Consider the following 23727-nt stretch of genomic DNA (forward strand, 5'->3'; position numbering starts at 1 on the left):
CCGTTCGCAATCGCTCACAGAGGCGATCCCTACTTGTGCTTCACGGAGCTTCGATGAACCTGCCACTTTCTCTCAACCTGCTGGCATTCCTGGCCTTGCTGCTGGGTCTGGCGCAAACCCGCCGTACCGACTGGAGCCTGGCCAAGAAGGTCCTCCTCGGCCTGGTGCTGGGCGTGCTGTTCGGCCTGGTGCTGCATACGCTGTACGGCGCCGGGCACCCGGTGCTCAAGGCCACCCTCGGCTGGCTGGACCTGGTCGGCAACGGCTACGTCGGCCTGCTGCAGATGATCGTCATGCCGCTGATCTTAGCGTCGATCCTCAGCGCCGTGGCGCGCTTGCACAACGCCTCGGCGCTAGGGCGGATCAGCGTCCTGAGCATCGGCACGCTGCTGCTGACCACCGCCATCGCCGCGCTGATCGGCATCGCCCTGACCAACCTGTTCGGCCTGAGCGCCGAGGGCCTGGTGGCCGGCGTGCAGGAAACCGCGCGCTTGCAGACCATCAACAGCGACTATGCCGGCAAGGTCGCCGACCTCGACATCCCGCGCCTGCTGCTGTCGTTCATTCCCAGCAATCCGGTGGGCGACCTGGCGCGGGCCAAGCCCACGTCGATCATCAGCGTGGTGATCTTCGCCGTGTTCCTCGGCCTGGCAGCGTTGCAGCTGATCAAGGATGACCAGGACAAGGGCCAGCGCGCGCTGTCGGCCATCGACGTGCTGCAGGCCTGGGTCATGCGCCTGGTGCGCCTGGTGATGAAGCTCACGCCCTACGGCGTGCTGGCATTGATGACCAAGGTGGTGGCCAGCTCCAACCTGGAGGACATTCTCAAGCTGGGCAGCTTCGTGGTGGTGTCCTACCTGGGCCTGGGACTGATGTTCGTGGTGCACGGGGTAATCCTGGCGCTGACCGGCGTCAGCCCGCTGCGTTTCCTGCGCAAGGTCTGGCCGGTGCTCACCTTCGCCTTCACCAGCCGCTCCAGCGCCGCCAGCATTCCGCTGAACATCGAGGCGCAGACCCAGCGCCTGGGCGTGCCGCCGTCGATCGCCAGCTTCAGCGCCTCGTTCGGCGCCACCATCGGCCAGAACGGCTGCGCCGGGCTGTATCCGGCGATGCTGGCGGTGATGGTCGCGCCGGCGGTGGGCATCGACACCTTCGATCCGCTGTGGATCGCCACGCTGGTGGCCATCGTCACCCTGAGTTCGGCCGGTGTGGCCGGGGTCGGCGGCGGCGCCACCTTCGCCGCGCTGATCGTGTTGCCGGCGATGGGCCTGCCCGTCGAGCTGGTGGCGCTGCTGATTTCGGTCGAGCCGTTGATCGACATGGGCCGCACGGCATTGAACGTGAACGGTTCGATGACCGCCGGCGTGGTCACCAGTCAGTTGCTCAAGCAGACCGACAAAGCCGTGCTGGCGGACGATGAACACGCCGAACTGAGCCATTCCTGAGCGTGAGCCTAGGGACGGCCATGCGCCGTTCCTAGCGCTTGTCCCACACCTCGAAGTGGTACACCGGATTGCCTTCCTCGACCTGCCGCGCGGTCGAGGCGAGCGTCCACTGCGCCGGCTCGAACGCCGGGAACCAGGCATCGCCTGGCGGCGCCAGCTCCACCCGGGTCAGGTACATGCGACTCACCAAACCCTTTTCCAGCGCCTGCCCGTACAACTGCGCCCCGCCGATCAGCATCAGCTCTTCGACGCCCTGCTCGCGCGCCCACTGCTCGGCCCGTTGCACGGCCGCTTCCAGCGAGGCGAACACCTCGGCGCCCGGCAAGGTCAGCCCCGGCTGACGACTGACCACAAGGTTCAGCCGGCCCGGCAGTGGTCGGCCCAGCGAGTCCCAGGTCTTGCGGCCCATGATGATCGGCTTGCCCAGCGTGGTGGCCTTGAAATACTTGAAATCCCCCGGCAGGTGCCAGGGCATGGAGTTGTCGATACCGATCACGCGGTTCTCGGCGAGCGCCGCGATCAGGCTGAGGGGGAGTGATGTCTTCATGTCGGCGAGGATAGCACCCGGCGCCTGGGTTATGCTTGAGCCCGACCTGTGTACAGGAAGACCCCGTGACTGCACCCACCGAACTGGACCGCCGCTGGCTCACCGAAGCCGTGCGCCTGCGCGAAGAACAGGCCGGCCCCCTGGAAGACCAGGAGGCCAACCGCCGCGCCCGCCAACAGGGCGGTGACCTGGCCACGCGCATCGAGACCCGTGCCCTATGGCTGGCCGAGCGCGACGGCATCAGCCAGGCCCTGCGCCACTGGAAGCAAGGCGCGCGTTTGGCCCTGCTGGCGCTCATGCTCATCGCCGTGCTCAGCGGCGCCGGCCTTGGCCTGGCCGCTTTGGGCGATGGCCAACGACCAGTGAACGTGTTCTGGGCGTTGGGCAGCCTGCTGGGGCTGAACCTGGCACTGCTGCTTGGCTGGGCCTTGGGCTTTTTCTTCGCCGGCGAGCAGGGCGCCGCGCTCGGGCGGCTATGGCTGTGGCTCAGCGAACGCTTCGCCCGCGATGCCAAGGCCGCACACCTGGCGCCCGCCCTGCTGGTGCTGTTGCAGCGCCAACGCCTGAGCCGCTGGCTGCTGGGCCTGCTGGTGCATGGCCTGTGGCTGCTGGCCATGAGCGCGGCCCTGGGCATGCTGCTGGCGTTGCTGACGGCGCGGCGCTACGGCTTCGTCTGGGAAACCACCCTGCTCGCCCCCGAGCCTTTCATCGCCCTCACCCAAACCCTTGGCGCCCTGCCCTCGCTGCTGGGCTTCAGCGTGCCGGACGAGGCCATGATCCGCGCCAGCGGCGCGACGTCGCCGAGTCTGGACCTCGCCCGGCAGGCCTGGGCCAGTTGGCTGCTCGGCGTGGTGCTGGTGTACGGCTTGCTGCCGCGTCTGCTGCTGGCCAGCCTGTGTCTGTGGCGCTGGCATCAGGGGCGCCAACGGCTGACGCTGGACCTCGACCTGCCCGGCCATGCGCACTTGCGCGACGCGCTGATGCCGCACAGCGAGCGGCTTGGCGTACAGGACGCAGCGCCCGAACAGTTGCCGCAGTTCGCCGCCGGCCAACTGGAAGCCGGCAGCAGTGGCGCCCTGCTGGTGGGCCTGGAGCTGGACGAACAACGCACCTGGCCACCGACGCTGCCGGCAGCGATCACCGATGCCGGCGTGCTCGATTCCCGAGCCTCGCGCCACAAGCTCCTGGAGCAACTGAGCCGCTTCCCGCCCGCGCGCCTGCTGATCGCCTGCGACCCGCAACGCTCGCCTGACCGCGGCAGCCTGGCGCTGCTCGCTGAACTGGCCCGCAACGCCGGCAGCACACGCATCTGGCTGCTGCCAACGCTTGCCGGACAAACCCCGGACGCCGCGCGCCTGGCCAACTGGCACGAGGCGCTGGATCGTCTCGGCCTGTCCCATACCGACACCTCTCCTTTGACCTGGCTGGAGCATGGCCATGACTGAGCCGCTGAAACTGGCCGTGGTCGGCCATACCAACGTCGGCAAGACCTCGCTGCTGCGCACGCTCACCCGCGATGTCGGCTTCGGCGAGGTGAGCCATCGGCCCAGTACCACACGCCATGTGGAAGGTGCGCGGCTGTCGGTGGAGGGCGAGCCGCTGCTGGAGCTCTACGACACCCCGGGCCTGGAAGATGCCATCGCCCTGCTCGATTACCTGGAGCGCCTCGAACGTCCGGGCGAACGCCTCGACGGCCCGGCGCGGCTGGAGCGTTTTCTGCAAGGCGCCGAGGCGCGCCAGCGCTTCGAGCAGGAGGCCAAGGTGCTGCGCCAGTTGCAGGCGAGCACGGCCGGGCTGTACGTGATCGACGCCCGCGAACCGGTCCTGGCCAAGTACCGCGACGAACTGGAAGTGCTGGCCGGCTGCGGCAAACCGCTGCTGCCGGTACTCAATTTCGTCGCCAGCGAAACGCACCGCGAGCCACAGTGGCGTGAAGCCCTGGCCCGCCTGGGGCTGCACGCGCTGGTGCGGTTCGACAGCGTGGCTCCGCCGGAGGACGGCGAGCGACGTCTGTACGAAAGCCTGGCCTTGATGCTGGAGGATGCACGTCCGGCCTTGCAGCGCCTGATCGACGACCAGCAGGCCCAGCGTGTGGCCCGCCAGCACAGCGGCAAGCGCCTGGTCGCTGAACTGCTGCTCGACTGCGCCGCCTGCCGACGCAGCGTCGAAGCCGAGCCGGCCGCCGAAGCCAGGGCCATGGAAACCCTGCGCCAGGATGTGCGCCAGCGCGAACAGCGCTGCGTCGAGGCGCTGCTCAAGCTGTATGCCTTCCGCCGCGATGATGCCCACGCCAGCGACCTGCCGCTGCTCGACGGCCGCTGGGGCGACGACCTGTTCAACCCGGAAACCCTCAAGCTGCTGGGAGTGCGCCTGGGCAGCGGGGTAGCCGCTGGCGCCGCCGCCGGTGCCGGCGTCGATCTGCTGGTCGGCGGTCTGACCCTGGGCGCAGCCGCCCTGGCCGGCGCGATTGCGGGCGGCGCCTTGCAAACAGCGCGTAGCTACGGCTCGCGCCTGATGGGCAAGTTCAAGGGCCGCCGCGAACTGACGGTCGACGACAGCGTGCTGCGCCTGCTGGCCCTGCGTCAGCAGCAACTGATGCAGGCGCTGGACAGCCGCGGCCATGCGGCCCAAGAGCGGGTGCACCTGGCCGAACTGGACGAGAAGGCCTGGCGTGAAGGCAAGCTGCCAGAGGCCCTGCGCCGAGCGCGGGCGCATCCGCAGTGGTCGACGCTCAACCCCGGGGCGCGGGTCAATCAGGCGGAGCGCCAGGAGCAGGTGGAGTCGCTGGTGACTCAGTTGTGATCCACGTGGATAAACGCCGCTGAAGACGTCTAGGGCTGAGCCACCTTCTCCGACTTGCCGTCATAACGCTTGCGCCATTCGGCCAGGATCTGGTCGCGATGCGTCGACGCCCAGACGAAGTCGTTCTTGATCAAACGCTGCTCATAGTCCGCTGGCAATTCGGTCTGTGGCTTGGCGATACCCGGCGCGGCGAGTACGGCGAAGTTTTCCTTGTAAAGCGCCATCGCCACCGGGCTCGCCGAGAAGTCCGCCAGGCGCCGCGCCGCGTCGGCCTGGGGCGTGCCCTTGATCAGCGCGGTGGCTTCGATCTCCCAGCCCAGGCCTTCCTTGGGCAGCACGATGTCCAGCGGCGCGCCCTGGCGCTTGAGCTGCACGGCCGGGTACTCGAACGAGATGCCGATGGGGAATTCTCCTGCTGCTGCCAGCTTGCATGGCTTGGAGCCGGAATGAACGTACTGCCCGATGTTCTGGTGCAGCGCGTCCATGTACGCCCAGCCCTGCGCCTCGCCGAAGGTCTGCAGCCAGGCGCTGACATCGAGAAAGCCGGTTCCTGACGAGGCCGGGTTAGGCATGACGATCTTGCCCTTGTACTCAGGCTTGGTCAGATCCTGCCAACTCACCGGTTTGCTCAGGCCCTGCTTTTCGGCCTCAACGGTGTTGAAGCATACGGTTGCAGCCCAAATGTCCATGCCCACCCAGGCCGGAGGGTTGGCGGCATCGCGGTAGTTCGGCGCAATCTTGCCCAGGTCCTTGGGCGCATAGGGTTCGAGCATGCCGTGCTGGTCGAGAATGGCCAGGCTGGACGCCGCCAGGCCCCACACCGCGTCGGCCTGGGGGCGATCCTTTTCAGCCAGCAGCTTGGCGGTGATGATCCCGGTGGAGTCCCGCACCCATTTGATCTGGATATCCGGGTTGGCCTGCTCGAAGGCTTGCTTGTAGCGCTTGAGCTGCTCGGCCTCCAGCGCGGTGTAGACGGTCAGTTGAGTGGTCGCCGCCTGGGCCTGCAGGCTGAACACGGCGCAGACGACAGCGGCAAGAGCGAGTGGCTTGAACATGAGTCGGTTCCTTGGAGTGGGCAGTCGGATCAGGGCATGGGGGTGCGCTGACGCCAGGCCTGGGAGCGGCGCAGCAACCCCCGTGAGGCGGCGGCCAGCAGCAGCGAGGCGCTGGCGCTGGTCAGCAGGATCAAAGTGGACATGGCGGCAGCGCCACCGACATTGCCGGCATCGTCCATGTTCAGCACGGCGACGGCGGCCAGAAGGGTGTCCGGGCTGTAGAGGAAGATCGCCGCCGACACCGTGGTCATCGCCGAGACGAACAGGTAGCGCACGATGTCCAGCAACGCCGGCAGGCAGATCGGCACGCTGACCCGCAGGAAGTGCCGGTACAGCGGCGCCTTGAGCGACAGCGCGGCGGCCTCGAACTCACCGTCGAGCTGACGCAGGGCGGTGCTGGCGGTCATCTGCGCGGTGGTCAGGTAGTGAGCGATGGTGCACAACACCAGCAGCGACAAGCTGCCGTAGAACACATGCAGTGGATTGCCCGGCAGATTGAAGAAGAAAACGTAGCCCAGCCCCAGCACCAGCCCCGGCACCGCCATGGGGATGAAGCTGAGCAGGCGCAGGCTCTGGGTGAGCAGGCGCTGGCCATGGGTCTTCTCCATGAGGTAGGCGCCGGTGAAGATCACCAGGCTGCCGATCAGCGCGCTGCACAGCGCCAGTGTCACGCTGTTGCGGTAGGCCAGCCAGCCACCGCCAGCGGTGTCCTCGAACAGGTAGTGCTTGAACGACAGGGTCAGGTTGTAGGGCCAGAAGGTGACCAGCGAGGCGTACACGGCCATGCCGATCACCGCCAACAGCGCCGCGCAGACCACCAGTACCAGCACCAGGAAGACGGCATCGCGCGCCCGCGACGGTGACGGCACGAAGGCCTCGGCCCTCCCGCTCATGGCCTGGCTCTGCCGCCGACGCAGCCAGGCATCGACGGCAAAACTGAGCAGCGCGGGCACCAGCAGGACCATGCCGATCAGCGCGCCGCGGCCGAACTGCTGTTGGCCGACCACCGCCTTGTAGGCCTCCAGGGCCAGCACCTGATAGTCGCCGCCGACCACCACGGGCACGCCAAAATCAGTGATGGTCAGGGTGAAGACCAGGCAGAATGCGGCGAACACCGCTTGCCGCGTCGCGGGCCAGGTAATGCTGCGAAACCTCCGCCAGGGCCCTGCGCCCATGCTCGAAGCGGCATCGAACAGCCGCGCGTCGGCCAGCGACAAGGCCGACAGCAGAATCATCAGCGCATGCGGGAAGGTGTAGATGGCTTCGCCCAGCACGATGCCCCAGAAGCCGTAGATGTTGTCGTTCAGCAGCCCGCGCAGCAGGCCCTGGTTGCCGAACAGATAGACCAGCGCGATGGCCGGCAGCATCGAAGGGGCCAACAGCGGCAACAGGGAGATGCCCCGCCACAGGCCCTTGGCCGGAATGAGCGTGCGTTGCAAGGCGTAGGCGAACAGGTAGGCCAGTGGCACCACGATCAGCGCCACACTCAGGCCGACCGTCAGGCTGTTGCCGATCAGCCAGCGGAAGTGGGCGCTGGCAAATAATTCACCCGCCGCCTGCAGGCCACCGCCCTGGCCGGCGTCGCCACTGAAGCCGCGCCAGAAGATCGCCAGCAGCGGCAGCAGCACCGCCAGCAGCAGAAGCACCAGCAGCAGAGCCTTGCCACCGACCACGAAGACCCGGTCACCGAGCGCGACACCCGCGCGTGCTCCAGCCTTGGCAGACGGCGAGGACACGGATATTGACAGGCCCATCTCAGGCGAACACCTGCAGGCTCTGAGGCGGCAATGCCACCCAGATGTCCTGCGACCGCAGCCGAGGCATGATCTCAGGTGCCAGCTCGGCGAGCAAGGCATGGCCCGGCAGCGCTTGCAACTCGAAGCTCAGGCGGCAGCGATTACCGAGGAAGGTGATTTCGCGGACCTTGGCCGGGAACAGGTTTTCTTCATGCACGGCGGGGTTGACCGTGATCGTTTCCGGACGGCAGAACAGCCTGCCGCTACGAGCCTTGCCCGCGCCCGGCGCCAGGCGCAGGTTCAGGCCTCCGACCCGGGCGTGCTGGTCGTCGTGGCGCTGGAACGGCAGCCAGTTGCCCTGGCCGACGAACTCGGCGACGAAGGGTGTGGCGGGTCGGTCGTAGATGGCCTGCGCAGTGGCGTACTGCTCGACCTGGCCGTTGTTCATCACCGCAATACGGTCGGCCATCAGCATGGCTTCATCCTGATTGTGGGTGACCATCAGCGTGGTGATGCCGAGCTGACGTTGCAGTTGGCGCAGTTCACCGCACAGGTGCTCACGCACCCGAGCGTCGAGCGCCGACATCGGCTCGTCGAGCAGCAACAGCGAGGGGGCCGGCGCCAGGGCGCGGGCCAGCGCCACCCGCTGCTGCTGGCCGCCGGACAACTGGCTCGGGTACTTCTTCTCGCTACCAGTCAGGCCGACCAGCGCGAGCATCTCCCCCACCCGTTGGCGTGACGCGCCGCGACCGCAACCGTTCAGGCCATAGGCGATGTTGGCTTCGACGGTGAGATTGGGAAACAGCGCATAGGACTGAAACAGGATGCCGTAGTCGCGCGCCTGGGGCGGCAGTTCGGAGATGTCCCGCTCGCCAATGGACAAGGTGCCCTGGTCCTGGTGTTCCAACCCGGCGATGCAGCGCAGCAGCGTGGTCTTGCCGCAGCCGGAGGGGCCGAGCAGGCACACCAGCTCGCCGGCGGCGACGTCCAGGCTCACGTCGTTCAGCGCGGTGAATGCGCCGAAGCGCTTGTGAATGCCGCGCACGTGCAGGTGCGTGCCGGGAGTTGCGAGGTTCATGGCAAGGCCTCATCGAAGAGATGGAGCCATGCTAGGAATGCCGTGCGAAGGTTGCGTGGCGGTTGGGGCAAAGTGAGCGATGGTGGTATTGGCAGATTTGGGTTGGCGCGGGCTTTTCACACCGCGTCTAGAACCCGACTCCCGCCACTTCCTGGGCAACGCCCAGAAACGCGGCCGGCAAGCGCGCCTGTCGACGCTCCTTCAGGCAGTACAGGTACTCGTGCATCACCGGCGCATGCTCCAGGGTGAGCACGCGCAGTTCCGGGGTCAGGGGCACTTCATGGCGGGCGATGACACTGACGCCGATATTGCGCAGCACCCCTTCACGGATCGACTCGCGACTGCCGATCTCCAGCAATGCTCCCGCCTTGACGCCAGCCTCGTCGAGCAGCCGTTCGGTAAGCTGACGCGTGGTCGAGCCGCGTTCGCGCATCAGCAGGCAGTGCCCGGCGAGCGCCTCGATGGTCACGTGCTGGCGCTGCGCCAACGGATGGCTACGGTGCACCGCCACCACCAGCGGATCGCTGCCCAACAGCCGCCGAACCAAGCGCGCATCCTCGACACACTGCGACGAGGCAGCGACATCCACGCGGTAGTCTTCGAGCATCTCCAGCACCTGCTGAGAGTTGCCGATCTCGACGGTCACCTCGACCTGCGGCAGCCGCTCACGAAAAACCTTCACCAGGTCGAGCATGTAGTACGGCGCCGTAGCCGCCAGACGCAGGCTGCCCTGCCCCTGGGCGCCATTGCGCAGCTCGAACTCGATGTCCGCTTCCTGCTGCAGCAGCGCCTTGACCCGTGGCAGCAAGCGCACGCCTTCGTCGCTGAGCACCAGCCGCCGCCCGCCCCTGTAGAACAGTTCGATGCCGTACTGGCTTTCCAGGTTGCGCACCTGCGTGGTCACCGTCGGCTGACTCAGCCCAAGCTTCTTCGCCGCCTGAGTGATGCTGCCCAGACGCGCCACCATATAGAACGCCCTCAGCTCGGCGCTCAGCATAGGGGGCCGCCCCGGAGGGGCGGCCAGCCGCAAGCTTCGAGCGGCAAGCGGCAAGTCACAGCTGTCAGGCGTCGTCTCATCAATCGCACATTCCCCTCGATCAGCTTGAAGCTTGAGCCGCAAGTTTCGAGCTACAAGCGGCAAGTCACAGCGGTGCGGCGTCGCTTCATCAATCGCACATTCCCCTCGATCAGCTTGCCGCTCAAAACTTGCCGCTGCTACTTACGCAGAAGGCGCAAGCCGTTGAAGACCACCAGCAGGCTCACGCCCATGTCGGCGAACACTGCCATCCATAGGGTGGCCAGGCCGGCGAAGGTCACGGCCAGGAAGATTGCCTTGACCCCCAGGGCCAGCACGATGTTCTGGATCAGAATGGCCGCGCTCTGGCGTGACAGCCTGACGAACGCCGGAATTTTGCGCAAGTCGTCGTCCATCAGCGCCACATCGGCGGTCTCGATGGCGGTGTCGGTGCCGGCGGCGGCCATGGCGAAACCGATCTCGGCGCGGGCCAGGGCCGGGGCGTCATTGATGCCGTCGCCGACCATGCCGACCCGATGCCCTTGGGCGTACAGGTCTTCGATGCTCTTGAGCTTATCGGCCGGCAGCAGATTGCCTTCGGCGCGGTCGATGCCGACCTGGGCGGCGATGGCCTGGGCCGTGTGCGGGTTATCGCCGGTCAGCATCAGCGTCTTGATACCCAGTTCATGCAGCTCGGCAATGGCCTGGCGGCTGCTGTCCTTGACCGTGTCGGCCACGGCGAACAGTGCCAGCGGGCCGGAGCGGTCGAGCAGCAGCACCACGGTTTTGCCCTGACGCTCCAGCCGGTCCAGTTGTGCTTCCAGCGCAGGAGAGCACAGGCCCAGTTCCTCCACCAGGCGATGGTTGCCCAAGTGATAGACCTCACCGTCGATCTCGCCGCGCACGCCGCGCCCGGCCAGCGCCGCGAACTCGCTGACCGGGCTCAGGGCAATGTTCTGTTCGCGGCCATACTGGGCGATGGCGTGCGACACCGGATGGTCGGAGCGCTCACCGAGGCTGGCGGCGAGCGCCTGTGCACGGCTGTCGAAACGCGGGTCGAGCAGGGTGAAGTCGGTCTGCACCGGCTTGCCATGGGTGATGGTGCCGGTCTTGTCCAACGCCAGGTAATCGAGCTTGCGACCGCCTTCAAGGTAGATGCCGCCCTTGATCAGAATGCCCTTGCGCGCCGCCGCCGCCAGGCCGCTGACGATGGTCACCGGCGTGGAAATCACCAAGGCACAGGGGCACGCCACCACCAGCAGCACCAACGCGCGATAGACCCAGTCGAACCAGGCGCCGGCCATGAACAGCGGCGGAATCAACGCCACCGCCAGGGCGATGGCGAACACGGCCGGCGTATAGACGCGCGAGAACTGGTCGACGAAGCGCTGGGTCGGTGCCCGCGCGCCCTGTGCCTGCTCCACGGCCTTGATGATGCGCGCCAGGGTCGATTGCCCAGCGCCAGCCGTGACACGGTACTCCAGCGCCCCGGCCTGGTTGATGGTGCCTGCGAACAGCTTGTCGCCCAGGCCCTTCTCCACGGGCAGACTTTCGCCGGTGATCGGCGCCTGATCGACGCTGGACTGACCCTCGACCACCTCGCCGTCCAGCCCGATACGCTCACCGGGACGCACCCGCACCCGCGCACCGATCGCCACCTCGCGCACCTCTACTTCACGCCACTGGCCATCGGCCTGCTGCACGGTGGCCATGTCCGGGGCGAGTTGCATGAGGCCGCTGATGGCGTTGCGCGCGCGATCCAACGAGCGCGCCTCGATCACCTCGGCGAGGGTAAACAGCACCATGACCATGGCCGCTTCCGGCCACTGACCGATCAGCACCGCACCGGTGACGGCAATGCTCATCAGCGCGTTGATGTTGAGGTTGCGGTTCTTCAGGGCGATCCAGCCTTTCTTGTAGGTGCCCAGGCCACAGCCGAGGATAGCGGCCAGCGCCAGCGCGGCCACCAGCCACTCCGGCGCCAGGCCGGAAAAGTGCACGACTTCTGCAGCGATGGCGGCCAATCCGGAGAGCACCAGCGGCCGCCAGCGGGTCTTGTGCGCGCCCGGCGCGCTGGCGCTGCCGTCGTCTGCGTCGGCCAGGGGTTCGGCCTTCATGCCCAGGCTGTCGATGGCACGCACGATGGACGCGGTGTCGTCGAGGGTATGGCGCACGCCGAGGATACGGTTGATCAGGTTGAATTCCAGTTGCTCGATGCCGGCGAGCTTGCCCAGTTTGTCCTGGATCAGCGTCTGCTCGGTGGGGCAGTCCATGGCGTCGATGCGCAAGCGGCTCAGGCGCGCGCCGTCACTGGCTTTGTCGGTCAGTTGCACGAAGGCAGGCGCAGCCGCGCGGGTGCTGCAGCAACTGCCGCCGGGGCTGGCATGGGAGTGGTCATGGCCGCCATGATCGTGTCCCTGGTGATCGTGTCCATGATCGTGATCGTGCTCATGCGTATGGTGGTGACTGACCGGCTGGTTCATAGGTTCGCCCTGATCGAGAGTGCCTACTGACGGGGTGTTGTTGCCAAGTGAACACCCTGTAGCCACTATAGGGTCAAGCACTCAGGGGAACGCGCGATGAAGATCGGAGAATTGGCCAAGGTGACCGACTGCGCCGTGGAGACCATTCGCTACTACGAGCGTGAGGCATTGCTGCCCGAACCGGCCCGTAGCGAAGGCAATTACCGGCTGTATACCCAGGCGCACGTGGAGCGCCTGACCTTCATTCGCAACTGCCGCACCCTGGACATGACCCTCGACGAAATCCGCAGCCTGCTGCGCCTGCGCGACAGTCCCGAGGGCGCCTGCGGCAGCGTCAATGCGCTGATCGACGAGCATATCGAGCACGTACAGGCGAGGATCGACGGGCTGGTGGCGCTGCAACAGCAACTGGTGGAGTTGCGCCGGCAGTGCAATGTGCAGGGGGAGGAATGCGCGATTTTGCAGCAGTTGGAGGTCAATGGCGCGGTGACGGCGCCGGAGGTCGAGCATTCGCACGTGGGGCGTAGCCACGGGCATTGATCGGACTGGCGCCGGGACCTAGGGAGTAGCAGCGAGGCCGGGGATCGGTGCGCCCCGGCAGCGCGGTAGGAATCAGACCGCCATGGGCGCGGTCATCGGTGCATGGTGCTCATAGCCTTCGAGCCAGAAATCGCTCGGCTCGATCTTCTCCAGCCATTCGGGTTCGTACTTGCCCGTCTTGGCGAACTCCGGTACGCGCTCGCTGATCATCAGCTTCGGCGCTGCCAGCGGCTCACGCTTCATCTGCTCGTTGAGCATATCCAGGTGGTTTTCGTACACATGGGCGTCGCCGATGAAGTAGGTGAACCAGCGTGGTGTATAGCCGGTGAGACGCCCGAACAGCGACAGCAGCGCCGCGCCCTCGGTGAGGTTGAACGGGGTGCCCAGGCCCAGGTCGTTGGAGCGGATGTACAGCGTCAGGGAGATTTCCCGGGTCTGGACATTGGGGTGGAACTGGTACAGCAGGTGGCACGGCGGCAAGGCCATTTCGTCGAGCTGGGCGCAGTTCCAGCCGTGGAACAGGATGCGTCGGCTGCCCGGATCGTTGGCGATGGTATCCAGGCACTGACGCACCTGGTCGATGGCCTTGTACAGGATGACGAACGCCTGGCCGTCCTCTTCGTCCTGGGCGATCTGACGGAATCCGGCCTGCTGTGCCTTTTCGATGGCGGCGGGGTTGCTCAGCGCGATGCGCTTGTAACCCGGCCACTGGCGCCATTGCACGCCGTAGATTTCGCCGAGATCGTCATGGCCCTGACGGAACGGGTTGGCCAACCACTGGGCGTTTTCGTTGGCGTTCTGATCCCAGACCTTGCAGCCCAGCTCGCGGAACTCGCCGGCGTTCCTCACGCCGCGCAGGAAACCGACCATTTCGCCGATCGCCGACTTGAACGCCAGCTTGCGCGTGGTGATGGCCGGAAAGCCTTTCTGCAGATCGAAGCGCAGCATGGCGCCGGGCAGGCTGATGGTGCGGATGCCGGTGCGATTGCCCTGCAGCGTGCCGTTGTCGATGACGTCACGGACCAGGTCTAGATACTGTTTCATGGCCTACCTGTGGCAAGCACGGCAGGGGGATCGCCCCTGCCGTGGGATTTCAGTGGGCGGGTGTCGCCGTGGGTTTGCGATTATAAGCCCACCAGATCAGGCCGAGGCCAGCGACGATCATCGGCACGCAGAGAATCTGACCCATGGTCAGCCAGCCCCAGGCCAGGTAGCCGAGCTGGGCGTCCGGCACGCGGACGAACTCGACGATGAAGCGGAAGATCCCGTAGAACAGCGCGAACATGCCGGAGACCGCCATGGTCGGACGCGGCTTGCGCGAGAACAGCCAGAGGATCGCGAACAGCGCCACGCCTTCGAGGGCGAATTGGTACAGCTGCGACGGGTGGCGCGGCAACTGCGCCGGGTCGCTGAACGGCGGGAAGATCATCGCCCACGGCACGTCGGTGGGCTTGCCCCACAGCTCGGCGTTGATGAAGTTGCCGATGCGCCCGGCTCCCAGGCCGATAGGCACCAGCGGCGCGACGAAGTCCATCAGCTCGAAGAACGACTTGTTGTTGCGCTTGCCGAACCACAAGGCCGCCAACATCACGCCGATGAAGCCGCCGTGGAACGACATGCCGCCCTTCCACACCTCGAAGATCAGGGTCGGGTTGGCCAGGTACTGGTGCAAGTCGTAGAACAGCACATAGCCCAGGCGCCCACCGACGATCACCCCCATCGACAGCCAGAACACCAGGTCGGACAGCTTTTCCCGACTCCAGGTGGGATCGAAGCGGTTGAGTCGGCGGGTGGCGAGCAGCCAGGCGCCGCCAATGCCAACCAGGTACATCAGGCCGTACCAGTGGATTTTCAGCGGCCCGAGTGACAGGGCCACGGGGTCGATCTGCGGGTAAGGCAGCATGGAGGTTCCTCTAGATCAGAAAACTTAAACCGACGCAGAACAGCAACGCGGCGAACAGACGCTTGAGCAGACGCGGCGACAACCGATGCGCCAGACGTGCGCCGAAGCGGGCGGAAAACATGCTGGTGACGGCGATACCCATCAGCGCAGGCAAATACACATAACCCAGACTGTGCGCGGGCAGGTGCGGTTCGCTCCAGCCCAGCACCATGAAGCTCAGGGTGCTGGCCAGGGCGATCGGCAGACCGCAGGCCGACGAGGTGGCCACGGCCTGTTGCATGGACAGGCTGCGCCAGGTGAGGAAGGGTACGGTCAGCGAGCCGCCGCCGATGCCGAAGATCGCCGAGGCCCAGCCGATCACTCCGCCCGCACCGATCAGTCCAGGTTTGCCGGGGACACCGCCACGGCCCTTGGGCTTGAAGTCGAGCGTCATCTGCAGCGCCACCAGCAAGGCGAACACGCCGATGATCTTCTGCAACAGCGGGCCCTGGATCAACGAGGCGGTCTTGGCGCCGATCCCGGCACCGATGAGGATGCCGACCGTCATCCACAGGAACACCGGCCACTGCACGGCGCCCTTGCGATGGTGCTCGAGCACGGCGTTGATCGAAGTGAAGACGATGGTGGCCAAGGAGGTGCCGACGGCCAGATGGGTGAGAATCGACGCATCGAAGCCTTGCAGGGTGAAACTGAACACCAGCACCGGCACGATGATGATACCGCCGCCCACGCCGAAGAGGCCGGCGAGCACACCGGCGCAGGCGCCCAACAGCAGATAGAGTACGAATTCCATTCGCAGGCCCAGAGAATGCGATCCGGCATGGTAACGGAAGCCGGGGCCACGGCTCTAGTGAACTCTGCGTCAGGTTGATGCGCGAGCGCCAGGCAGCCGCTACAGTGGCAGACTCAGCCAGAGGCCCCAGCATGTGCCTGATTCTATTCGCCTGGCGGCCGGGTCATGCCCAGCCGCTGATCGTCGCGGCCAACCGTGACGAGTTCTACGCTCGCCCTGCCCAGTCTCTGAGCGCCTGGGAAGACGCCCCGGGCGTGTATGCCGGTCGCGACCTGGAGGCCGGCGGCACGTGGCTGGGCATCGGTCCGGGCGGGCGCTTCGCGGCGCTGACCAATATTCGCGATCCGCGTCAGCCGCTGGGGTCGCGCTCGCGTGGCGAGTTGGTGGCGGCGTTTCTGCGTGGCGAGATGGCAGTGACGACGTACCTGCAGCAGGTCGCCGAACGCAGCAGCCACTACTCAGGGTTCAATCTGCTGGCCGGCGACGGCCAGGTGCTGGGCTATGTAAACGCGCACGAGGCGCTACCACGGCTGTTGCAGCCGGGCGTCTATGGGCTTTCCAACGCTGCGCTGGATACGCCGTGGCCGAAGCTGGTGAAGGCACGGCAGGCGTTCGCGGCGGCGTTGGAGACGCCCAGCGCGCAGTATTTTTTGGCGATGTTGGCCGATGACGCGACGGCACCCGATGAGGCGTTGCCAGAGACGGGCGTTGGCCTTGCGACCGAGCGGCTGCTGTCGAGCGTGTTCATTGCCAGCCAGACCTACGGGACACGGGCGAGTACCGTATTGATCGTCGACGATCAGGGCAGAAGACGGATGATCGAGCGCAGCTATGGGCCGTTCGGCGGGCACTTGGGCGAAGTCGAAGTCAGCGCCTGACGCATCGGCGCCAGGCCGCGCTGTCAGGGCGCTTTTCGCTCACAAGGTCTTGTTCGGCCCGATCATCCGCGCCAGACCGAGATTCTTCAACGCCAACTGCAACGAGCTGTGGATGACCTGCGGGTTGTCGTGGCTCATGGCTTCGCTGAGCAGTTCGCTGGCCTTGCTCAAGTTCACCTGGCGCAGCATCCATTTCACCTTCGGCAGGTTGGTGGCGTTCATCGACAGGCTGTCGAAGCCCATGGCCATCAGCAAGATGGCGGCTGCCGGATCACCGGCCATCTCGCCGCAAATGCTCACCGGTCGCCCTTCGGCATGGGCATCGCGCACCACCGTCTGCAAGGCTTGCAGCACTGCCGGGTGCAGGTAGTCATAGAGGTCGGCGACCCGTGGGTTGTTGCGGTCCACCGCCAGCAGGTACTGGGTCAGGTCGTTCGAGCCGACCGAGAGGAAATCGACCTGCCGGGCCAGTTCGCGGGTCTGGTAGACCGCGGCCGGAATTTCCACCATCACCCCGACCGGTGGCATCGGGACATCGGTGCCCTCGTCACGCACCTCGCCCCAGGCGCGGTGGATCAGGTGCAGCGCCTCTTCCAACTCATGGATGCCGGAGATCATCGGCAGCAGGATGCGCAGGTTGTTCAGGCCCTCGCTGGCCTTGAGCATGGCGCGGGTCTGCACCAGGAAGATTTCCGGGTGGTCGAGGGTGACGCGGATACCGCGCCAGCCGAGGAAGGGGTTCTCTTCCTTGATCGGGAAGTAGGACAGTGCCTTGTCGCCACCGATGTCCAGCGTGCGCATGGTCACCGGCAGTGGATGGAAGGCGGCCAGTTGCTCGCGGTAGATCGCCAGCTGTTCCTTTTCGCTGGGAAAGCGCTGGTTGATCATGAACGGCACTTCGGTGCGATACAGGCCCACGCCCTCGGCGCCCCGCTGCTGAGCCCGGGCGACGTCGGCCAGCAGCCCAGTGTTGACCCACAGCGGCATGCGATGGCCATCGGGGGTGACGCAAGGCAGCTCGCGCAGGGCATCCAGGCCGCGGGCCAACTGGCGTTCTTCCTCGACCACGTCGCTGTACTGCTTGCGCAGCACTTCGCTGGGGTTGGTGTAGGCCTCGCCCTTGTAGCCGTCGAGAATCATCTCGATGCCATCGACCTTCGAATACGGCAGATCGACCAGGCCCATCACCGTCGGGATGCCCATGGCCCGGGCCAGAATGGCCACATGCGAGTTGCCCGAGCCCAGCACCGACACCAGGCCCACCAGCTTGCCTTCCGGCACTTCGCCGAGCATCGCCGGGGTGAGTTCCTCGCTCACCAGAATGGTGTTGTCGGGGTAGACCAGGGTCTGCGAGCGCGCTTGCTGCAGATACGCCAACAGGCGTCGACCGAGGTCCTTGACGTCGGAGGCGCGCTCGCGCAGGTAATCGTCGTCCATCAGCTCGAAGCGGTTGACGTGCTCGCCGACCACTTGGCGCAGTGCGCCCTGGGCCCACTGACCGGTCTTGATGACCTCGGCCACTTCGCCGCCGAGCGCGGCGTCTTCGAGCATCATCAGGTACACATCGAACAGCGCCCGTTCTTCGGGGCGCAACTGGGTCGCCAGCTTGGCCGACAGCTTGCGCATGTCGGCGCGCACGCCTTCGAGGGCGTTCTCGAACAGTTTCAGTTCGCCGTCGATGTCTTCGACGGTCTTGTCCGGCACCACTTCCAGGTCGGCGGGCGGCAACATGACCACCGCACGCCCGACAGCGGCACCGGGCGAGCCCGGCACACCGACGAAACGGGCTTCCTGGATACCCTTGCCCTGACGGCCCAGGCCACGAATGGAGCCGGTGGCCTCGGCGTGGGCGATGACCCCGGCGAGCTGCGCGCTCATGGTCACCAGGAAGGCTTCCTCGCCCTCGTCGAACTGACGCCGTTCCTTCTGCTGGATGACCAGCACCCCGACCACGCGACGGTGGTGGATGATCGGTGCGCCGAGGAAGGAGGCGAAGCGCTCCTCGCCAGTCTCGGCGAAGTAGCGGTAGCGCGGGTGATCGGCGGCGTTTTCCAGGTTCAGCGGTTCCTCGCGGGTGCCGACCAGGCCCACCAGGCCCTCGTTGGGCGCCATGCTGACCTTGCCGATGGAGCGCTTGTTCAGGCCTTCGGTGGCCATCAGCACGAAACGGTTGCTCTCCGGGTCGAGCAGGTAGACCGAGCAGACCTGGCTGCCCATGGCTTCCTTGACGCGCAAGACAATGATCCCCAACGCCGTCTTGAGATCTTTGGCGGAGTTCACTTCCTGGACGATCTTGCGCAGCGTATTGAGCATGGCTCGGGGTCGAACTCCGTCGTCAGTCGCGCGTCAGCAGGCGCGGGGCTAGCTCTTTCAGCGCGCGGCGATACACCTCGCGCTTGAATGTCACCACCTGGCCCAGCGGATACCAGTAGCTGACCCATCGCCAGCCATCGAACTCCGGTTTTCCGGTCAGGTCCATTCTTACCCGCTGTTCGTTGCTCACCAGGCGCAGCAGGAACCACTTCTGCTTCTGGCCGATGCACAGCGGCTGGCTGTGCGTACGCACCAGGCGCTGAGGCAGACGATAACGCAACCAGCCGCGGGTGCAGGCAAGTATTTCCACATCCTCGCGTTCCAGGCCAACTTCTTCGTTCAGCTCGCGGTACAGGGCATCTTCTGGGGTTTCGTCAGGGTTGATGCCGCCCTGGGGAAACTGCCAGGCATCCTGGTTGATCCGCCGAGCCCATAGCACCTGTCCGGCATCATTCGTGAGAATGATCCCGACATTGGGGCGAAAACCATCCGGGTCGATCACGGCAGCAACCTCGAAAACGCATGTCGCCGCATTGTTCCACAAAGCTTGCGAGCGCAGCAACGCGCCCGCCATCGCTTATGGGCAGCGCGCTAAAAACTCCGTATTCTGCGGGACTTCTTCCCGGAGGCTTCTGCGAGAAAACCCCATGCGTTTGGCTTTATTCGACCTGGACAATACCCTCCTCGGCGGTGACAGCGATCACGCCTGGGGCGACTACCTGTGTGAACGGGGCATTCTCGACCCCGTCGCCTACAAAGACCGCAACGACGCGTTCTATCAGGACTACCTGAACGGCACCCTGGACCTGCAGGCCTACCTGGCCTTCTCCATGGAAATCTTCGCCGCCACCGAGCCGGCCCAGCTCGATCAATGGCACCGCGAGTTCATGCGCGACTGCGTCGAAGCGCTGATCCAGCCCAAGGCCCTGGCCCTGCTGCAACAGCACCGCGACGCCGGCGATCACCTGGTGATCATCACCGCCACCAACCGCTTCGTCACCGCACCCATCGCTCGCCGCCTGGGCGTGCGCACCCTGCTGGCCACCGAATGCGAGCGCGACGGCGAGCGCTACACCGGGCGTAGCACCGATATACCCTGTTTCCGTGAAGGCAAGGTGACGCGCCTGCAGCGCTGGATGCTGGAGAACGGCTACGACCTGCAGGACAGCTACTTCTACAGCGACTCGCTCAACGACCTGCCGCTGCTCGAGCAAGTCACCCACCCGGTGGCAGTAGACCCCGATCCCAAGCTCAAGGCAGAAGCCGAACGCCGTGGCTGGCCGGTGATTTCGCTGCGCGACTGACGAGCCCTCAGACCGGCTTGGCACCCATCAAGCCGGCGATCGACAGAAAGCACACGCCACTGAACACCGCCAGCGCCAAGGTCAGCCGCAGCCCCACGGGCTCGGCCTTGCGCAGGCGGTTCAGGCGCACCAGCAGCCACCAGACGGCCAGCGCCCCCAGGGTGTAGAGGATGCTCGAGGCCAGCACCCAGGTCTGCCCCAGCGGCCAGCCCAGCAGGTGCACCAGCCACCAGCCCGTGAACGGCATGCTCAGCAGGCACACGCCCATGACCAGCCAGACGAACACCAGCGGACGACGCAGCAGCTTGGCGTAAGCCTGGGCATCGCCCTGGCGACGGGCACGCCAGGTCAGGATCGCCAGCCCCAGTGCACCGAGCAGCAGCAGCGCAGTGGCGAGGACGTGCAAGGTCTTGAGGGCGGTCAGGTGTTCCATGTCATGTCCTTCGGGCACTGGAGTCCGTGTGGCGGCAGCGATCGGCCGCCGCGATCAGGCGCGTTCTGCAACCAAGCGTAGCCGCTCAGCCCAGGAACAGCGTGTACGCCGGGTTATCGGTTTCGTCCCAGTAGGGGTAGCCGATCTTGGCCAAGGCATCGGGCAGCAGGTGACGCTCGTCTTCCGGCACCTGCAACCCCGCCACCACCCGACCATCGGCCGCCCCGTGGTTGCGGTAGTGGAACATCGAGATGTTCCAGCGACCGCCCAGCTTGTCGAGGAAATTGAACAGCGCGCCAGGACGCTCGGGGAATTCGAAGCGCAGCACCCGCTCGTCGCTGGCGGCTGCCGAGTGGCCACCGACCATATGGCGGATGTGCAGCTTGGCCAGTTCGTTGTCGGTGAGGTCGGTGACCGGGAAACCTTGGTCGATCAGGTGCTGCACCAGCGCTGCGCGCGGGTCGGTCTCCGGGTGGGTCTGCACGCCGACGAAGATGTGCGCCTGCTTGTCGGCGTGGTAGCGATAGTTGAATTCGGTGATCTGGCGCTTGCCGATGGCCTCGCAGAAGGCCTTGAAGCTGCCCGGGCGCTCCGGGATGGTCACGGCGATGATCGCCTCGCGCTTCTCGCCCAGTTCGGCGCGCTCGGCCACATGCCGCAGGCGGTCGAAGTTGACGTTGGCGCCGGAGTCGATGGCCACCAGCGTCTGCCCGCTGACGCCGGTCAGCTCCACGTAGCGCTTGATGCCCGCCACGCCCAAAGCGCCAGCAGGTTCGGTAATCGAGCGCGTATCGTCGTAGATATCCTTGATGGCCGCACAGATTTCGTCGGTACTGACAGTGATCACCTCGTCCACATGATGCCGGCAGATGTCGAAGGTGTGCTGGCCGATCTGCGCCACGGCCACCCCATCGGCGAACAGCCCGACCTGTGGCAGCACCACGCGCTCGCCTGCGGCCATGGCCGCCTGCAGGCAATTGGAGTCGTCCGGCTCCACGCCGATGACCTTGATCTCGGGACGCAGGTACTTCACGTAGGCGGCGATGCCGGCGATCAGGCCGCCGCCGCCGACCGGCACGAAGATCGCGTCGAGTCGCCCAGGGTGCTGGCGCAGGATCTCCATGGCCACGGTGCCCTGCCCGGCGATGGTGTGGGGGTCGTCATAGGGGTGGATATAGACGAAGCCCTTTTCGTCGACCAGCTTCAGCGAGTAGGCCAGGGCTTCGGGGAAGGAGTCGCCATGCAGCACCACCTTGCCGCCGCGCGAACGCACGCCCTCGATCTTGATTTCCGGGGTGGTCTTGGGCATCACGATGGTCGCTTTGATGCCCAGCTCGCGGGCCGCCAATGCCAGGCCCTGGGCATGGTTGCCCGCCGAGGCGGTGACCACGCCACGGGCCAGTTCCTCGGCGCTCAATTGCGCCAGCTTGTTGTACGCCCCGCGGATCTTGAAGGAAAACACCGGCTGCAGGTCCTCGCGTTTGAGCAGGACCTGGTTGCCCAGGCGCTTGCTCAGTTGCCCGGCGCTGTGCAGCGGGGTTTCGACCGCGACGTCGTAGACGCGCGAGGTGAGGATCTTCTTGACGTACTGTTCGAGCATGTTGAACACATCACTGGGCCGCGGGACAGGGGCTGGAAGTCTACCCCAGCGCCCGGTCGGGCGACCACAGCAAAGCCTGTGGAGTGGCTATACTAGCGCCCTTCAGAAAACCTCCCGCCCCTCCGGAGCCCGCATGACCCAGGACCAACTCAAACAGGCCGTCGCCCAGGCCGCCGTCGACTTCATTCTGCCGCGGCTGGATGACAAGAGCATCGTCGGCGTCGGCACCGGCTCGACCGCCAACTGCTTCATCGACGCCCTGGCCCAGCACAAAGGCGCCTTCGACGGTGCGGTCGCCAGCTCCGAGGCCACCGCCGAGCGCCTCAAGGGCCATGGCATCCCGGTCTATGAGCTGAACAGCGTGGGCGAACTGGAGTTCTACGTCGACGGCGCCGACGAGAGCGATGCGCACCTGAACCTGATCAAGGGCGGCGGTGCCGCGCTGACCCGCGAGAAGATCGTCGCGGCGGTGGCCCGCACCTTCATCTGCATCGCCGACGCCAGCAAGCTGGTGCCGGTGCTCGGCGCCTTCCCGCTGCCGGTGGAAGTCATTCCCATGGCCCGCAGCCATGTCGCGCGCCAACTGGTCAAGCTGGGCGGCGACCCGGTCTACCGCGAGGGCGTGCTGACCGACAACGGCAACGTCATTCTCGACGTGCACAACTTGCAGATCACCAACCCGGTGCAGCTCGAAGCGCAAATCAACGCCATCGTCGGCGTGGTCACCAATGGCCTGTTCGCGGCGCGGCCCGCCGACCTGCTGCTGCTGGGCACCCCTGAAGGCGTCAAGAGCCTGAAGGCGGAGTAAGCAGCCCCTGCTCAGTCGGCGGCCGGCTTGAACACGTAGAACAGGTTCGGCTCGCTGACCAGGTACAGCGTCCCGGCATCGTCCATGGCGATGCCCTCGGCCTGCGGCACCGTGCGCTCAAGCCCTTGATAACCCTTGCGCAACGACAAGGTACTCAGCGGCCGCCCCTCCACGTCCAGCTCCAGCACCAGGCGCGACTCGTCTGACAGCGCCAGCAGGTGACCGCTGCGCTCGTCGAACTGCAAGCTGGACAGGTCGCGCACGAACAGCCGCCGATCCCGTTTACGGTCCTGCACCACCTGCACGGCGTAGGGTTGGCCGGGCTGGTCGTGGGGAAAACCGCGGACTTCGTAGATCAGCATCGGGTCGCGCTCCTTGGCCACGAACAGCCGCTTGCCGGCCGAGTCGTAGGCCAGGCCCTCGAAGCCCTTGTTGCCGTTCAGGCCGATCCCCAGGGTCAATTGCTCGGCCTGGCTGGCGTCGAGCGTGCGCGTGTCATCGTCCAGGCGCACCCGGATCAGGCGCTGCTGGCGCTCATCGGTGATCACGTAGCTGTTGGGGCCGACGTACTCCACCGCCTCCGGATCGCCGAAGCCGACCAGCGTCACGCGCCGCAGGATGCGACCCTCCAGCGACAGCTCGATCAGCTCGGAGCGGGCGTTGGTGACGGTGAACAGGGTCTTGCGCTCGGGATCGAAGGTCAGCGCGGACACGTCGTCGTCCAGGCCATCGATAGGCTGGGCTTGAATCACCGCGCGATAGCGATCCAGGTCCATCCCCTGGTCGCTGGGCTGCCACCAGGTGCGCAGGTTGAACCAGCCGCGCTCGAACAGGCGAAACTCATGGGCCGCCGCCGCCAGCAGGGCCACGGACAGGAAAGCCACGAAAATCAAGGGAAGACGCAGGTGACGGCGCATGCTCAGGACTCGACGAAAGGTGGCGGATTTAACCACGTCCCGCTGAAACAAAGCTTAATGCCATCATCGCCAGGTAC

General features: G+C 66.0%; 21 protein-coding genes. 7 read left to right on the forward strand and 14 right to left on the reverse strand.

Annotated elements, in window-relative coordinates:
- Positions 1–53 precede the first annotated feature (53 nt).
- Complete coding sequence (locus Q7C30_RS16335) at positions 54–1445, forward strand: L-cystine transporter (RefSeq protein ID WP_317872130.1); 1392 nt, start codon at positions 54–56, stop codon at positions 1443–1445.
- A 31-nt stretch (positions 1446–1476) separates the two neighbouring features.
- On the opposite strand, the gene Q7C30_RS16340 is transcribed toward Q7C30_RS16335, so the two are convergent.
- Positions 1477–1992, reverse strand: coding sequence for a dihydrofolate reductase (locus tag Q7C30_RS16340; RefSeq protein ID WP_317872131.1), 516 nt, complete (start codon positions 1990–1992; stop codon positions 1477–1479).
- A gap of 65 nt (positions 1993–2057) precedes the next feature.
- Here Q7C30_RS16340 and Q7C30_RS16345 point away from each other — a divergent pair, with 65 nt between their 5' ends.
- Both Q7C30_RS16345 and Q7C30_RS16350 read left to right on the forward strand, forming a co-directional pair.
- Entirely contained in the window at positions 2058–3437 is a 1380-nt protein-coding gene (locus tag Q7C30_RS16345) for a DUF2868 domain-containing protein (protein ID WP_317872132.1), read from the forward strand.
- The gene (locus Q7C30_RS16350) at positions 3430–4794 is read left to right on the forward strand and encodes a GTPase/DUF3482 domain-containing protein (protein WP_304482908.1); all 1365 of its coding nucleotides are present in this window, start codon (positions 3430–3432) and stop codon (positions 4792–4794) included. Before Q7C30_RS16345 ends, Q7C30_RS16350 begins: the two co-directional genes overlap by 8 nt.
- Positions 4795–4823: 29 nt before the next feature.
- Here Q7C30_RS16350 and Q7C30_RS16355 read toward each other — a convergent pair whose 3' ends face one another.
- The 5 genes from Q7C30_RS16355 to Q7C30_RS16375 all read right to left on the reverse strand — a co-directional run bounded on the left by Q7C30_RS16355 (position 4824) and on the right by Q7C30_RS16375 (position 12161).
- Positions 4824–5849 carry a putative 2-aminoethylphosphonate ABC transporter substrate-binding protein gene (locus Q7C30_RS16355; RefSeq protein WP_317872133.1) on the reverse strand — a complete coding sequence of 342 codons (1026 nt, stop codon included), beginning with the start codon at positions 5847–5849 and terminating at the stop codon, positions 4824–4826.
- 29 nt (positions 5850–5878) lie between these two features.
- Entirely contained in the window at positions 5879–7603 is a 1725-nt protein-coding gene (locus Q7C30_RS16360) for a putative 2-aminoethylphosphonate ABC transporter permease subunit (protein ID WP_317872134.1), read from the reverse strand.
- Position 7604: 1 nt separating this feature from the next.
- Positions 7605–8663 carry a putative 2-aminoethylphosphonate ABC transporter ATP-binding protein gene (locus Q7C30_RS16365; protein ID WP_317872135.1) on the reverse strand — a complete coding sequence of 353 codons (1059 nt, stop codon included), beginning with the start codon at positions 8661–8663 and terminating at the stop codon, positions 7605–7607.
- A 127-nt stretch (positions 8664–8790) separates the two neighbouring features.
- Positions 8791–9660, reverse strand: a complete 870-nt coding sequence (locus tag Q7C30_RS16370) for a LysR substrate-binding domain-containing protein (RefSeq protein WP_317872136.1) — start codon at positions 9658–9660, stop codon at positions 8791–8793.
- 218 nt (positions 9661–9878) lie between these two features.
- On the reverse strand, positions 9879–12161 hold the full coding sequence (locus Q7C30_RS16375) for a heavy metal translocating P-type ATPase (RefSeq protein ID WP_317872137.1): 2283 nt from the start codon (positions 12159–12161) through the stop codon (positions 9879–9881).
- 96 nt (positions 12162–12257) lie between these two features.
- On the opposite strand from Q7C30_RS16375, the gene cadR reads away from it, so the two are divergent.
- Positions 12258–12701, forward strand: coding sequence for a Cd(II)/Pb(II)-responsive transcriptional regulator (gene cadR, locus Q7C30_RS16380; protein WP_029614759.1), 444 nt, complete (start codon positions 12258–12260; stop codon positions 12699–12701).
- Between the two features lie 72 nt (positions 12702–12773).
- Here cadR and Q7C30_RS16385 read toward each other — a convergent pair whose 3' ends face one another.
- The 3 genes from Q7C30_RS16385 to Q7C30_RS16395 are packed head-to-tail and all read right to left on the reverse strand — an operon-like array spanning position 12774 to position 15397.
- A complete protein-coding gene (locus tag Q7C30_RS16385; protein ID WP_116889792.1) occupies positions 12774–13745 on the reverse strand; it encodes a thymidylate synthase in 972 nt (323 codons plus the stop codon).
- Positions 13746–13794: 49 nt separating this feature from the next.
- Positions 13795–14604: a prolipoprotein diacylglyceryl transferase gene (gene lgt, locus Q7C30_RS16390; protein ID WP_317872138.1), complete on the reverse strand. Its 810-nt coding sequence runs from the start codon at positions 14602–14604 to the stop codon at positions 13795–13797.
- A gap of 10 nt (positions 14605–14614) precedes the next feature.
- The gene (locus Q7C30_RS16395; protein WP_317872139.1) at positions 14615–15397 is read right to left on the reverse strand and encodes a sulfite exporter TauE/SafE family protein; all 783 of its coding nucleotides are present in this window, start codon (positions 15395–15397) and stop codon (positions 14615–14617) included.
- 131 nt (positions 15398–15528) lie between these two features.
- Between Q7C30_RS16395 and Q7C30_RS16400 the strand changes: the two genes are divergently transcribed.
- The gene (locus Q7C30_RS16400) at positions 15529–16275 is read left to right on the forward strand and encodes an NRDE family protein (protein WP_317872140.1); all 747 of its coding nucleotides are present in this window, start codon (positions 15529–15531) and stop codon (positions 16273–16275) included.
- Positions 16276–16314: 39 nt separating this feature from the next.
- Here the strand turns inward: Q7C30_RS16400 and ptsP are convergent, their stop codons facing one another.
- Together ptsP and Q7C30_RS16410 are read right to left on the reverse strand one after the other, a co-directional pair.
- Positions 16315–18588 (reverse strand): phosphoenolpyruvate--protein phosphotransferase, encoded by a 2274-nt coding sequence (gene ptsP, locus Q7C30_RS16405; RefSeq protein ID WP_029614756.1) that lies wholly within the window; start codon positions 18586–18588, stop codon positions 16315–16317.
- A gap of 22 nt (positions 18589–18610) precedes the next feature.
- Complete coding sequence (locus tag Q7C30_RS16410) at positions 18611–19090, reverse strand: RNA pyrophosphohydrolase (RefSeq protein WP_029614755.1); 480 nt, start codon at positions 19088–19090, stop codon at positions 18611–18613.
- A 145-nt stretch (positions 19091–19235) separates the two neighbouring features.
- Between Q7C30_RS16410 and Q7C30_RS16415 the strand changes: the two genes are divergently transcribed.
- Positions 19236–19892 (forward strand): HAD family hydrolase, encoded by a 657-nt coding sequence (locus Q7C30_RS16415; protein WP_029614754.1) that lies wholly within the window; start codon positions 19236–19238, stop codon positions 19890–19892.
- A 7-nt stretch (positions 19893–19899) separates the two neighbouring features.
- Here Q7C30_RS16415 and Q7C30_RS16420 read toward each other — a convergent pair whose 3' ends face one another.
- On the reverse strand, positions 19900–20325 hold the full coding sequence (locus tag Q7C30_RS16420; RefSeq protein ID WP_317872141.1) for a DUF2269 family protein: 426 nt from the start codon (positions 20323–20325) through the stop codon (positions 19900–19902).
- Between the two features lie 85 nt (positions 20326–20410).
- Positions 20411–21925: a threonine ammonia-lyase, biosynthetic gene (gene ilvA, locus Q7C30_RS16425; protein ID WP_039581850.1), complete on the reverse strand. Its 1515-nt coding sequence runs from the start codon at positions 21923–21925 to the stop codon at positions 20411–20413.
- 133 nt (positions 21926–22058) lie between these two features.
- Between ilvA and rpiA the strand changes: the two genes are divergently transcribed.
- Positions 22059–22733: a ribose-5-phosphate isomerase RpiA gene (gene rpiA / locus Q7C30_RS16430; protein ID WP_039581854.1), complete on the forward strand. Its 675-nt coding sequence runs from the start codon at positions 22059–22061 to the stop codon at positions 22731–22733.
- Between the two features lie 11 nt (positions 22734–22744).
- Here the strand turns inward: rpiA and Q7C30_RS16435 are convergent, their stop codons facing one another.
- Positions 22745–23650 (reverse strand): SdiA-regulated domain-containing protein, encoded by a 906-nt coding sequence (locus Q7C30_RS16435; RefSeq protein WP_317872142.1) that lies wholly within the window; start codon positions 23648–23650, stop codon positions 22745–22747.
- Positions 23651–23727 lie beyond the last annotated feature (77 nt).

Source organism: Pseudomonas sp. RAC1 (genome assembly GCF_030658255.1).
GTDB lineage: Bacteria > Pseudomonadota > Gammaproteobacteria > Pseudomonadales > Pseudomonadaceae > Aquipseudomonas > Aquipseudomonas boreofloridensis.